13 protein-coding genes are annotated in these 12,904 nt (G+C 68.8%); 3 read left to right on the top strand and 10 right to left on the bottom strand.

Translation table 11 applies throughout. The annotated features are described in order from the left end of the window. Positions 1-51 precede the first annotated feature (51 nt). Positions 52-603, top strand: a complete 552-nt coding sequence (locus RBB84_RS07400) for a dihydrofolate reductase family protein (RefSeq protein WP_006552034.1) — start codon at positions 52-54, stop codon at positions 601-603. A gap of 15 nt (positions 604-618) precedes the next feature. Here RBB84_RS07400 and RBB84_RS07405 read toward each other — a convergent pair whose 3' ends face one another. After that, positions 619-1,467, bottom strand: a complete 849-nt coding sequence (locus tag RBB84_RS07405) for an alpha/beta hydrolase (protein WP_024100917.1) — start codon at positions 1,465-1,467, stop codon at positions 619-621. A 12-nt stretch (positions 1,468-1,479) separates the two neighbouring features. Beyond that, positions 1,480-2,184, bottom strand: a complete 705-nt coding sequence (locus RBB84_RS07410) for a DUF899 family protein (RefSeq protein ID WP_024100918.1) — start codon at positions 2,182-2,184, stop codon at positions 1,480-1,482. A 137-nt stretch (positions 2,185-2,321) separates the two neighbouring features. On the opposite strand from RBB84_RS07410, the gene RBB84_RS07415 reads away from it, so the two are divergent. Beyond that, positions 2,322-4,094: a dynamin family protein gene (locus RBB84_RS07415; RefSeq protein ID WP_231911941.1), complete on the top strand. Its 1,773-nt coding sequence runs from the start codon at positions 2,322-2,324 to the stop codon at positions 4,092-4,094. Continuing rightward, the gene (locus RBB84_RS07420; protein ID WP_064255598.1) at positions 4,091-5,533 is read left to right on the top strand and encodes a GTPase; all 1,443 of its coding nucleotides are present in this window, start codon (positions 4,091-4,093) and stop codon (positions 5,531-5,533) included. The genes RBB84_RS07415 and RBB84_RS07420 overlap by 4 nt, the downstream gene beginning before the upstream one ends. Before the next feature lie 13 nt (positions 5,534-5,546). Here the strand turns inward: RBB84_RS07420 and RBB84_RS07425 are convergent, their stop codons facing one another. The 8 genes from RBB84_RS07425 to RBB84_RS07460 all read right to left on the bottom strand — a co-directional run bounded on the left by RBB84_RS07425 (position 5,547) and on the right by RBB84_RS07460 (position 12,902). Continuing rightward, positions 5,547-5,909, bottom strand: coding sequence for a hypothetical protein (locus tag RBB84_RS07425; RefSeq protein ID WP_024100921.1), 363 nt, complete (start codon positions 5,907-5,909; stop codon positions 5,547-5,549). Between the two features lie 89 nt (positions 5,910-5,998). After that, positions 5,999-6,544 (bottom strand): sigma-70 family RNA polymerase sigma factor, encoded by a 546-nt coding sequence (locus RBB84_RS07430; RefSeq protein ID WP_024100922.1) that lies wholly within the window; start codon positions 6,542-6,544, stop codon positions 5,999-6,001. A 105-nt stretch (positions 6,545-6,649) separates the two neighbouring features. Beyond that, a complete protein-coding gene (locus RBB84_RS07435; RefSeq protein WP_064255599.1) occupies positions 6,650-7,942 on the bottom strand; it encodes a hypothetical protein in 1,293 nt (430 codons plus the stop codon). A gap of 43 nt (positions 7,943-7,985) precedes the next feature. After that, complete coding sequence (locus tag RBB84_RS07440) at positions 7,986-9,812, bottom strand: Hsp70 family protein (RefSeq protein WP_041803690.1); 1,827 nt, start codon at positions 9,810-9,812, stop codon at positions 7,986-7,988. Positions 9,813-9,915: 103 nt separating this feature from the next. After that, positions 9,916-10,233 (bottom strand): nucleotide exchange factor GrpE, encoded by a 318-nt coding sequence (grpE, locus tag RBB84_RS07445; protein WP_024100925.1) that lies wholly within the window; start codon positions 10,231-10,233, stop codon positions 9,916-9,918. A gap of 40 nt (positions 10,234-10,273) precedes the next feature. Beyond that, positions 10,274-11,029 (bottom strand): VCBS repeat-containing protein, encoded by a 756-nt coding sequence (locus RBB84_RS07450; protein WP_024100926.1) that lies wholly within the window; start codon positions 11,027-11,029, stop codon positions 10,274-10,276. A 219-nt stretch (positions 11,030-11,248) separates the two neighbouring features. Continuing rightward, the gene (locus tag RBB84_RS07455; protein WP_231911942.1) at positions 11,249-12,157 is read right to left on the bottom strand and encodes an energy-coupling factor ABC transporter permease; all 909 of its coding nucleotides are present in this window, start codon (positions 12,155-12,157) and stop codon (positions 11,249-11,251) included. Between the two features lie 13 nt (positions 12,158-12,170). Continuing rightward, positions 12,171-12,902, bottom strand: coding sequence for an urease accessory protein UreD (locus tag RBB84_RS07460; RefSeq protein WP_064255600.1), 732 nt, complete (start codon positions 12,900-12,902; stop codon positions 12,171-12,173). Positions 12,903-12,904: the final 2 nt, after the last annotated feature.

Raw genomic sequence — 12,904 nt, forward strand, 5'->3', positions numbered from 1 at the left:
ACGGTCGCACCGGGCCGATGAGTTCGGGGTGCGCCGGCGGTCTATCGGAGCATGAGAACACTGATCTACGACTTCGGCGTGTCCCTCGACGGTTACATCAACGACCGCGACGGCAATATCGACTGGACCGACCCCGACGACGAACTGCACCAGTTCCACAACGACCGGTTCCGCCGGCTCGAGCTCTCGTTGCACGGCCGGCGGATGTACGAGCTGATGGCCGAGTACTGGCCGCACCTGCCCGAGGACGCCTCGCCCATCGAACGCGACTTCGCCGAGTTGTGGACGACCACGCCCAAGGTCGTCTTCTCCCGCACCCTCACCGAGGTCCACTGGAACAGTCGCCTCGTCAGCGACGACGCGGTGGAGGAGGTGCGCAGGCTCAAGGCCGAGGGAGACGGCGTCATGGAGGTCGGTGGGGCGAACCTCGCCGCGTCGCTGATCCCACACGGTCTCATCGACGAGTACCAGGTGTTCGTCTCACCCGTCCTGCTCGGTGGTGGCACACCGATGTTCCCGCCCCTGGAGAAGCGCGTGGATCTGCGCCTGGTCGAGACCCGACAGTTCACCACCGCCGTGATGCTGCGCTACCTCGCCGACTGAGGGCTGCAGGCCAGATCAGAAGAGCTCCGGCGTCACCGGCGGGACGTCGTCGAGGAACGCCGTCACCATCGGCGCCAGCACGTCCGCCTCTCCGGAGATTCCCAGGTGTGACATCGCGGGCAGGATCATCAGGCGTGCCCGGGGGATCTTCTGCAGCATCCCCGTCGTCGCTGCTTCCTCGTCGCCACCGCCGAGCAACCGGAACATCGTTACCGCATGTTCCGGTTTCACGCCGTCCGCGTCGCCGACGATCACCATCGTGTTCGCAGTGATCGACCGCATCTGTTCGTCCGTGATCTGCTGGTCCTCGATGTTGAGGACCTTCATCTTGTCGACGTAGGCGGCGAACGCCGCGGGATCGGGCGTGTGCTCCGTGAACGACTTCTCGACCGAGGAACCGGCGAACACCTCGGCATCGAGATGTCCGACGCCCTCGAGCACCGACGCGTACCAACCGTCCTGCCGGTAGGTGGCCGACAACGTGACGAGCTTTCCGACGAGGTCCGGATGGCGGAGCGCCACCTGCAACGCCACCCCGCCGCCCTGCGAATAACCCATCACGTCCGCACGCTCGACGTTCAGAGCCCGCAGCAACTCCGCCGCATCGTCGCCGAACTGCTCGTACGACATCGGACGATCGGTGTCCCGGGTGCGACCGTGCCCCTGCTGATCGAAGACGATCACCGGGCGCCGTTCGGCGAAGGCGGTCACCCAGGACGGCATCGATTCGGTGCTCATGAACGCGCCGGGAATCAGCAGCAAGGGCAGCGGAGCGGACCCGCCGAGTTCGCCGTGCACCTCGAAGTACAGACTCAGGCCGTTGATGGCCAGATGCCCGCTGCGCGAGGGTGTCGAGTCCGCCATGTCACCCGGCCCTCACTGCGCGCCGGTGCCGGGACCGTAGAGCCGCGCCACGTCGGGGGAGTCGAGCCACCCCGAATAGGTCGGCGACTGCGGCCAGCCCTCGGGCGAGTCCTGCCATTCCTCCTGACGGCCCCACGGAAGAAGGTCGATCAGCGCGAAGGTGTAGCTGAGCTGTTCGGTGCCCCGGCCCGTGGTGTGCCAGGTGCGGTAGACCTTGTCGCCGTCGCGCAGGAACACGTTGACCGCGAACCCTCCACCGGGAGGTGCGTCGACGTCGGCGCCGAACGAACTCTCCGACGACGAGTACCACTCCATCGTGTTGCCCACCTTCGCCTTGTAGGCGAGGGCTTCGTCGATCGGCCCGTTGGTGACGATGACCATGCGGGCGTCGTAGTTGTCGAGGATGCCGAGTCGGGTCCACTGCGTCGTGAGACTCGTGCATCCACCGCACTGCCATTCGGCACCGTCGGACCACATGTGGTGATAGGTGATGAGCTGCGAGCGGCCCTGGAACACATCGACGAGCCGGATCGGACCGTCGGCGCCGATCAGCGTGTAGTCGGGTAGTTCGATCATCGGCAGCCGGCGGCGCTGCGCTGCGATGGCGTCGAGTTCGCGAGTGGCGGCCTTCTCCCGTCGCCGTAGGTCGTCGAGCGCCGACCGCCATGTCTGCTCGTCGACGATCGGAGGAAGGGCGCGGGTGGTCTGCTGGGTCATGACGTCTCCCGGAGTCGGACGGATCCGTTCACGAATGTTGACCGGGGCAGGAGCCGGAAATCATCGTGGGCGCGGCCACGAGTCCGAACGCCGGAGTGGAGCACGCCCCCGTACCGGCCGGTATGTAGTGTCGTCGCGTGTCTCCTGATCCGTCTGTGGCCGACCTGATCGCCGGCGCGTGCAAGGTGCTGCGCGCCTACAAGCACGACGAGGTCGCCGACCGCGCCGAACGCAAACTCGCCGACACCGGCCGGCCGGCGTCGATCGTGGTGGTGGGGGAGATCAAGCGCGGCAAGAGTCTGCTGGTCAGCGCTCTCATCGGCCGCGACGGCGCCGCTCTCGACGACGTCGAGCACTCGACCGCCGTCGCAACCCGTTTCGTCACCGCCACCGACGATTTCCCGGAGGGCACCGCCGAATTGGTGTTCCCCGACGGGCGCCGGCGCATCGACCACGCCGAGCTGGGGGAGTGGATCACCACCGGCGGCCGCTACGTCCAGGACCCGACCGTCGAGGCGCTGCCGGTCGCGGCGGTCGTGCCGATCGCCTCGGACAAGCTCACGAACGCGTCGGTCGTCGACACTCCCGGCATCGGCGGCCTCGACCCCCGGCACGCCGCGATGGCCGCTCACTCCGCCGATCGGGCCGCCGTGCTCGTGCTGGTGTGCGACGCGTCGACCCCTCTGACCGAACCGGAGATGCGGTTCCTGCGCGAGAGCGCCACCGGGGTGGAGAACGTGCTGGTGGTGGTCACCAAGACCGACAAGAACCTCACCCGCTGGGAACAGATCGTCGCGGAGAACCGCCGCGCCGTCGCGGAACACGTCGGCCGCGACATCCCCGTCGTCGCCGTCTCGAGCGTGCGTGCCCTGGCCGCGACCGCCCTACCACGCTCCCCGGTGCGCGAGCGCAGCCTCGCCTGCTCCGGGCTCCCCGGACTGTGGGGGATGCTCGACGAGCGGGTCGCCGCCGCACGGCACCGTCCCGAAGCCGACGCGCTGCGCGTCGCCCTCGACGGGTTGCGCCGCATCGAAACCGGAATCAGCGACGAACTCTCCGTCGTCCGCGACGGCGAATCCGCGATCCCGGACCTGACCGCCGAGATGGAACGGCTCGAGGGCCTCAAGGACGAGGCGCAGCAATGGGAACAGCACCTGCAGCGCGACCTCACTCTCGCGCGGCAACGGGCGATCACCCGTCTCGACGAGGAGCTCGCCCGCGTGCGCGAGGACTGGACGACGCGCATCAACAAGTCGTCGATGCAGGTGCTGCGGCGCTCCCCGCAGGTGTTCACCGCCCAGATCCAGGCCGACCTGCTCGACGCGATGGCCACCACCGCGCAGGTGTTCCTCGACGACCTCGAGAAGATCGTCACCGACCTGTTCGACGACCCGCAGCAGTGGGAGCACATCCGCGAGATCACCCTCGAGGCGCTGCAGACCGATCCATTGGTGACCGGGGAGGTGGGCTCGAAACGCCAAGGGCTGCTGGATCCGAGCGTGCTGACGATGGGCATGATCGGCACCACCATGCTCGGCGCGGTGATCGGGGCCGGTGCCATCGCCGGCGTCGCCTGGGTGGCGATCAATCTCGGGTTCAAGGCGATGCGCACCGGCAAGACGAACCTGCTGACCTGGCTGCGCGAGACCCTCGCGACCGTGCGGACCGTCACCACCCGCATGCTCGAGGCCGCGATGGCCACCACCCGCCCGGAGATCGTGCTGCGTCGCCGCAAACACCTCCAGGACCGGATCACCGAGTTGCAGAAGCGTATCGACGAGGCCAAGCGCGCCGCGCAGGCGGACGCCGCGACCCGCACCGCGAACATCGAACGACTGGAGAAGAACCTGCGCATCACCCGCGCCCGCATCACCCCGATCGATACGGCTCTGAGGGGAGGTGCCACATGAGCGCCCCGCACATCCCACCGCAGACCGGGGCACCCGATCCGGTGCACCAGCGCATCGACGCGGCCCTGCACCAACTTGCCGCGCTCGGCGGTGATCTCGTCGCACACGCCAACCGTATCGGCGCGATCCTGTGGTCACCGCCGCGCATCGTCGTCGTCGGGCGGCTCAAGGCCGGCAAATCCACCCTGGTGAACGCGCTGATCGGCGCGCCGGTCGCCGAGACCGCGGCGCTCGAGGCCACCAATGTCGTCACCGTCTACGAGAACGGTGCGCCCTCCCGCGCCGACGTGGTGTCCACCGATGGCACCCGCCGACCCGTGCCGCTGGCACTCGGCACCACCGTCGACCTCGGCGTCCCGCCGGAGCAGGTCGCGTACGTGCACCGCTACCTGCCCTCCCATGCGCTGAGCACGATCACCCTCGTCGACACCCCCGGCCTGGCGACGCTGACCGTCACCAATGCCGCCGCCACCGAGCGCGCATTGATCGACGGGTTCGAGCAGACCCGCTTGGCGTCCGTCGACGCCGACGCGGCGGTGTTCCTGTTCGACTCGATGCCGCGCACCGACGAGGTCGAATTCCTGCAGCGCCTCGGCTTCACTCCGCTGAACACACTCGGAGTGCTCTCGCGCGCAGACGGTTTCGGCCGCGGGGTGCTCGGCAACCGCGATCCGCTCGGACACGCCGCCGAACATGCGAACGTGCTCGCGCGGCGGTTGGCGGGACAGGTCGGCACGGTGGTGCCGGTCGCCGGGTTGCTCGCGCAGACCTCCCACACCGGTGCGTTCACCGACGCCGACGCCCGCGCGCTCGCGGCGCTCGACCCACTGGCCCCGTTGGAGCTGTTCGATCTGCTCGACGCCGATCCGGCCGCGCTGCCGGTGCCACGCGACCAGGTGTGGCGACTGCTGGAGCTGATCGGGGAGTACGGGCTCGTGCACGCCCGCGCGCAGGCAACGGGTGGGGCGCACCAGGTCAACCAGTGGTTGTCCGGGGTGTCCGGCGTCCATCCGCTGCGAGCGGTGCTCGAACAGTCGTTGCGTCGCTTCGCGGTGCTGCACCGCGCCGGCCGGATCCTCGCCGAACTCGACGCCCTCGTCTATTCGCATCCGGCGCGCGACGCCATCCGGCAGATCGTCTCGGCGCTGCGCACTGACCCGGCGCTGGTGCCGGTGGAGTTGTTGCGGGCGTTGCGATCTCTGCTGCAGGCCGACCCGAGCGCCCCGGCGGTCGACGAACTGGTCCAGGTGCTGCGCGGCGGCACGATCGCCGAGGCGTTGGGGCTGGAGCCGACGGCGTCACCCGAGCAGATCCGAGCGATGGCGCAACAGAAGCTTGTCGCGGTGCAGGCGCAGAGCGTGTCGACGCGGTCGGCGGCGGAGGACACGGCGCTGACAGCGCTTACGCACGCCTATACGGTGATCGTCCGCGGACACTGACCCGGTCGGCGGGTTACGCGCCGAGATCGGGCTCGTCGACGTTGTCGGTGAAGCCGAACGAGGCTGCCTCGTCGTCGGATGAAGCCTCGCCGTTGTCGTCGTCGACAAGGCCGGGGTCGATTCCACCAGCGCTGTCGAGGTCGGCATCGGGGTCGAGGGCAGGATCGAGGTCGACAGAGTCGACGGTGACCGTCTCCGGAACGATCTCGTCGTCGTCCGGGACCAACGAGATATCGACCGCGGCAGTGCCGGGGTCGGTGGCGATGTCGAGCGCGCGCTCCCAGACCTGATCGGGCAGTTCCGGTAGGTCGGCGAGCACATCGATACCGAGCAGCTCCCCCAGTGAGGGCAGCGGATCGGTCTCATCGCTTGTCATGGGCTCTTCCTTCTTCCCCCGTTGTCCGTCGTCGTCAGGTTGGAGTCGTGTGGGCCCCGGAATGTTCCTGCCTCGTCCCAATCTACCGGTCAGGGATCGAGACCGGCGGGATCGAGGCGGGTGGGATCGAGCAGTTCGACGAGTTGTGCTCGCCCCCGGTTGATGCGGGTCTTGACCGTCGCGACCGGCACGTTCTGATGCTCGGCGATCTCGGCGTAACTCATCTGGGCGTATTCGCGGAGCACCACCGCGACCCGGAACTGTTCCGGGAGTTGAGCGAGGGCGTGACGCACCGCGTCGGTGTCGACGACGCGATCGGCCGGTCCCGGCACCGTGGAGGCCCGACCGAGGTCGATCTCGTCGTCGGGGATCTCGCGGCGCTTGCGTACGATCGCCAGCGCGGCGTTGCTCGCGATGCGATAGAGCCAGGAGCCGAACCGGGAGGTGCCCCGGAACTTGTCGAGGTTCTGCCAGGCGGCGATCAGGGCGTCCTGCAGGGCGTCCTCGGCGTCGTGGCGGTTACCGGTGATCTGCACACATACCGCCCACACCTGGGTGCGCGACGGTTCCACCAGTGCGGCGAACGCGGCCCGGTCGCCGGACCGGCACCGCTCGATCAACTCGGTCTCGTTCATGGCACCCCCATCTGTACGCGGAGTAACCTACCCGGCCGCGTCGCGCAGCGGTCCGGTGACCGTCATCGGTGGCGCGCACCGACGGTCACCGGACCGCGAGGGAGGTCAGTTCTCGCCCAGGCCCATCTCCTCGGCGCGGACGAACTTGACGTACTGCGTCGCGACGCGCTGCGGCACGGTGCGCAGGGTGTCGGAATCGGGGTTCTCGTTGCCGATCGAGCGGAAGCCGGACAGTTCGGCCATGTAGCGGCCGTAGGTCATCAGGCACGCGGCGGCTCGGCCCTCGGCGACGTCGCCCGACCAACAGGTGGTGTTCGGGAGGCTTTGCGTCAGCGAGGGATCCTCGACGAGGTCCGGATAGGTCTCCGCCGTGTGTGCAGCGAACGCGTCCTTCAGGACCTCGGCCTCGTCCGGGCCGGCGGTGCGATAGACGACGCTGTTGACCTTCGCGACACGGTCGGTGCCGGTCTGTTCGAACACCACCTCGGTGTCGGCCGGAGCGGAGTCGTAGTGCAACCAGCCGTCGGGTCCGTAGACCGCCATGTCGGAGTTACGCGAGTACTCGCTGTCGACGAATCCCACGGCCCGAGCCATCACCTTGTCCAGATCGATGGGCAGCGAGGCGATCTCGTCGGTGGGGGTGGCCGGGAACCGGTCGAGCAGTTCGATCTGCTGCTGCACGCCGCGCGTCGCGGTATCGGTGATCCACTCGATCCCATCGCTGTCGTCGCCGCTGTAGGTGTAGACGACGAACATGCCGCGTGTGGTGAGCGTGCTCAGGGAGGTGGTGGCCAGTTCCGGCCAGGAGTAGGTGGTGGCCAGTGTGTCGGGCAGTGCCGGCAGCGATATCGGGGTTTCCGGACCGGTGGCGAACGGACCGTCCGCGGGTGCGAGCTTGTACTCGTACAGGGCCTGCGCGGCGCCGGCGGCGTCCTCGGGGGTGGGGAATCGCCAGACACTGACACCGAACTCGCGGCTGTCGTCGTCGGTGCTCCGGAAGCTGGTGAAGGCATTGATGATCGAGAATTCTTTCAGGATCTCGTTCTCGCTGCCGGAGAAGATGTTGCCCGTGCCGCCGAGGAACACCCCGTTGGTCGATCCGCCGACGGTGAGGGCCGGGTCGATTGTGTGCGGGTGGATGACGAACTCGGCGAGTCGCTGGCCTTCCACCGCAGGACCGAAGTCCTCGGCCGCCATGCCCAGCGCGACGAAATCGCGCGGCTGGGTGTTGTAGTCGCCGGTATCGAGCGAGTCGAGATCGACACCGGCAGAGGTCTGTTCGGTCGTGGTGGTCTCGTCGACGACGGTGGCGTCGCTGTCGGACGCGCAACCGGCCACGGTGACGACGGTGACGGCCGCCAGGGCCAGGGCGAGACGGCCTGTTCGAGGGATGTGCATGAGAAGAGGACTCCTGAAGAGGAAGGTATGGGAGAAAGGCAGGTCAGGCGTTCCAACCGAGTTCGGCGAGCAGTGCTTCGCCGCGCTCCGTCGTCGTCGAGAACTGCGCGACGAGGCCGGTGGACTTGTCGATGACGGTGAAGTACGAGTTGCCGCCCGGCGGGTGGTCGTAGTCGGCGATGCGCGTGCCGTCCGCCGAGACGATCCTGGTGTTGTCGTTCTTGGCGTCGCGGAGCCGGATGAAGTTCGAGCGTGCGTACTGATCGTCCCGGTACGCCGACACGGATTCGTAGTCGGTGGGCTCCATGCCCAGCGCCTTCCCGAGGTTGGAATTGGGGCTGATCTGGCACCGGACCTGCATGGCACCTTCCGAGGAGAAGCCGGACTTCTCGCACGAACTCGACCCGGTGAGCAACTTGGTCGGCAGCAGTTCCACCACCTCGTCGGTGCTTTCGCTGCGATAGACCGAATCCGACGTCGCCGGAGGCGGTGCGCCGGTGTCCGACCTGTCCTCGGCCACAGCGGGGGCGGCCGCGGCGCCGGCCGACGCTCCGTCGTCCGCGTCCCCACGGGTCAGGCCGAAGACCGCCCCGGCGGCGACGAGCACCGCCAGCACGGCGCCTCCGGCGATGAGCAGGGGCCGAGACGGTCGTGACCGCTCCACGTCGCGCGCCGGTGCCGGGTTCGGTTGTGCCGCCGGGGTACCCGGGCGCGGAACACCGGCTCGCGGTGCTGCGGGGCTGGGAGCATCCGGTCGCAGCACCTCGGTGTCGAGGTCCGCGGCGGGTTCGGTGGTGCGTCCGCCGGCGACGAACCCGGCCGCGCCCTTGGCCACGACGGTCTTCGGGTCGTCGAGGGTGGCGATGGGTCCGAGTTCGGACAGCCGCCGATGCACGTACGGGATCCGTGAGGAGCCGCCGGTCAGATACAGCGCCTGCAGACTCGACCGGTCCACCCCGGCATCGCGCAGCACCTGGGCGGCGAGCTGCACGCCACGGGTGATCTGCGGTTCGATGAGCTGCTCGAACTCGTCGCGGGTGATGGTGAAGGTCAGATCCGCGCCGTTGCCGGTGACCCGGATCGTCGCCGAGGGATGTTCGGAGAGCAGTTCCTTGGCGCGGCGGATCTGATCGTCGAGGGTGCGTCGGGCATCGAGCCCGTCCGGGGTGCGCAACCACGCCGCGAGATCCGGATCGTCGTCGCGCAGGCGTTCGTCGACCCAGCGGGCGACGGTGGCGTCGAGGTTCTTGCCGCCGAGGGTGTTGTCGCCGCCGGCCCGGACGACCTCGAAGGTCCATTCGCTCGTCGCGGTGAGTACGGCGATGTCGAGGGTGCCGCCGCCGAAGTCGAACACCGCGATCGTCGAGCCCTTGACGATCTTCGCATCGTGCTGACGTGAATAGTAGAACGCGGCGGCGCGGGGTTCGGAGATCAGCGAGACGCTGCCGCCGAGACCGGCCAGGGACGCGGCGTGCCGCAGCACGTCGAGTTCGCGCTGGGACCAGGCCTCGGGGTGGGTGAGCACGACCTCCGCCGGAGGGTGGTTGTTGTGCCGGGGGAGCGCCTGGTTGTAGACGGTGCGCAGGACCGAGGCGATGGTGTGGGCGACGGGGACGTCCTGGCCGCGGACCATCACCGACCCGACGGCCACGTGGGTCTTGGGGTAGGCGACGAAGCCGGCCGGATCCACGGTGGCCTGGTTGATGGCCACGTCGCCGGTGGTGATCGCCCCGGTGTGGTCGACGTACACCGAGGACGGCATGAGGTTGGAGGTGTGGGTCAGCGGCAGTGATTCGACCCGGTCCGGGCCGATCCGGTGTGCCGCCGACGTGTTGGACGTGCCGAAATCGACCGCCAGAACCCAGCTCATCTCGATCGTGCCTCTCGAATGCGAACCCACAAAACCTGCATGGACGGTGCGATGACCGTCGCGGACTCTATAGCGGCGAACGGTCGTCGCCCGGTGGCGGGTGTCACGACGCCCCCGGAGTGGGGCACTGCGCCGGCGGAACCTGCACCCGCACCTCGACATAGCGCAGGATCTGCCCCTCGTGACACCAGCCGGGCCGGATCATCGCGACGACCAGGTTCTCCTCCGCCGGTGCCGCTGCCGGCGTCACCGCCACTGCACGGTGACGGCTCGGATCGAACCGTGTCCCGGGCGCGACGGCCAGACGTTCGACTCCCAGATCGGCGAGTCGTGCGGTCGCGGCGGCGCGCTCGGGCCCGTCCGCCGCGACGTCCGCCGCCGCGATCAGTTCGTCGATCCGCTCACGCATCTGCGGTGACATCACCTGCTTGCCCTTCGTCTCGGACCGGTCGGAGTGGGCCTCAGACCAGATCGGAACCGGCGTCGGTCGACTCGGAACCGTTGTCGAAGGCCGAGACGTCGACGTAGTCGTCGGCGATGCCGTCGCCGTCGTAGTCCACCGCTCCGGAGTGCAGGTCCACCACCACATCGACCTCGCCGTCACCGTCCTCGTCGAAGACGGCCAGATCGAGCCGGCCGTCACCGTCGAGATCACCGGCGGCGGCGTCGATGTAGCCGTCGCCGTCGCGGTCGAACTCGATCAGGTCGGCGTTGCCATCGCCGTCGGAGTCGCTGATCTGCGCGTCGGTCCGGCCGTCGCCGTCGTAGTCCACCAGCGACAGATCGACCTGACCGTCGCCGTCCATGTCGACGTCGGCAACGCGGGTGCCGTCACCAAGGGTGTACTCGTCGAGCACGACCGGCTCGGTGGAGGCGGATCCGGAGGTCACGGTCGAGGTGGACTCGGCGTTCTCCGCGGCGGCGCGATCGGAAGCCGAGGAGGCCGATCCGGCGGAGCTCGACGCACCCGAATTGCTCGCCGAGCCGTAGGACGAGTCCGAGCTCGAGGAGCCGGAGCTGTCGTACCGCTCGTAACGCTCGTAGGACTCGTAGCTCGTCGATCCCGACTGGTCGGCCGAGGACGAACCGTAGGAGGAGTTGCCGTCGTAGGAGGACTGCGAGCCGTACGACGAGTCCGCGCGGTCGCTTGCGGTGGACTGCGATGCGGCACGGTCGGCGTTCGAGGAGCTGCTGCCGGGGAAGGAGTTGGTAGCCATGGTCGGTGCCTCTTTCGGTGTCTCGGTGACTGACACAGGTAAGAGGGACCGGGAGGCGGAAAGGTTCCCACCGAATCGGAAAGTTTCCGAGATTCCTGATCGGCGGTGGAAACGCCAGGTCACGGCGCTGCAGACGATCAACGGACGTGGCGGTCGTGGAACGCCGAACGGTGCGGCCGCATCAGCGACCGCACCGCTCGAAGGGTTCCGAGAGGACCGTTACGCGCTCTGACGGACCGGCGTGCGGCGGCCCATCGTGGCGAGGGCGGCGCCGATCACCGCGGTGGTGGCGAGACCGGCCAGTGCCGCGAGGAATTCGGTGCCGCTGAGCGTGCCGTAGTCGGCGAGCCCGGGAAGGCCGGCGAAGGCGGCGTCACCGACCGGCAGCGAATAGGCACCGACGATGTGCTCGAGACCGTCCGGGCTGCCGGACGCAACCAGAGCCAGCGCACAGGCGCTGACCACGCCCAGGCCGCCGATCGCGGCGAGACCCCGTCGAACGACAACAGGAGTGACGGAGGACCGTGCGTCCCACGCGGCGACGCCGGGCGCGAACGCCATCACGGCGCTCAGCACGGCAGCCGTGATGAGGGCTTCACCGAGACCGATGGCCAGGTGGACCGCGATCAGATCGCCGATCAATGCTGCTGCGGCGCCGGTTCCGGTGGTCGCCGAGTACGCGACTCCGAGAACCGCGGCGCTCACCGGCACGGACAGACCGGCGCTGACAATCGCGGTGGTCCGCGTGAGCTTCCCGAGGCCGAGTCGCTCGGCGCCCGTGCGGACACCGGCGGTGACGAGGACGGGCAGCACCGCCATCAGCAGCACGTTCACCCCGAGGGCGTTGATCCCGCCGTCCCCGAACAGCAATGCCTGCACACCGACGACCGCGGTCATCGCGAGAAGCGCGAGCCGGGGCCCGAGGAGCGCGGTCGCGAGAGCGCCGCCGATGAGATGGCCGCTGATGCCGCCGGCAATGGGGTAGTTGACCATCTGAGCGCCGAAGATCATCCCTGCGGTCGTTCCGGCGAGAAGGGTGTCCCGGATCGTGATGCGCGGCCGCCCGGCGGTGGCGGCGAGGACGACCGCACCGGTGGCGATCGCCGCGGCGGGCGCGGTGGCGCTCATGGGGAGGAAATGGTCAGGGACGTGCATGGGTGAGACTCCCTTCGAGGGTGGACGGGTGAACGTGTGTGGAGCGCCAGGAGCGCCAGGTCGACTCGAGCGGCGAGGAGTGGGCGTCGGCGCCGAGGAACCGCAGCAGGCTGCCGGGCCCTTCGAGCTGGACGACACCGTCGCCCTCGATGCGTCGTCCGTAGGTCGCGATGACGTCGTGCACCCGCGCGGAACCGAGGATCCCGGGTTCGGGGAACGCTCCGTGGGCGTACAACTCCTCGACGAAGAGGGGACGACGATCGAGAGTGACCGAGGTACGGCTGCGGATCGCACCTCCGGTTTCTCCGTGGCGTCCGAGGACGAGGGTCTCCCGCATGCTCGCGGCGGCGTCGGAGGCGAGTTCGATCCGGGTGTCGCGGTACACGCGGGCACCGGTGGCGATCACGAACGGGTAGGTGTCCCAGACAAGGGTGCCGCCCTCGGCGACGGTGATCCGCACGTCCCACCGGGACAGCCGGTTGTCGGCGTCGTAGGCGACGGTGCCACCGATGTCCTGCAGTTCGAGCGTGCACCCGGCGTCGACGTGGACGTCGACGGTCACCGAGTCACCACCGAGCAACAACGCGCCGGCGGCGACGAGAGCGACACGCGCATGGTCCGGACCGACCTCGACCGTGCGGGGGACGAGCATGCCCGCCCGCAGGGCCAGGCGTGCCCGGCCCGGCGCGCGGTCGATTCGGATCATGGTGCGGGACATGA

Origin of the sequence: Rhodococcus sp. D-6, assembly GCF_040256695.1 — a bacterium.
Classification (GTDB): domain Bacteria; phylum Actinomycetota; class Actinomycetes; order Mycobacteriales; family Mycobacteriaceae; genus Rhodococcus; species Rhodococcus pyridinivorans.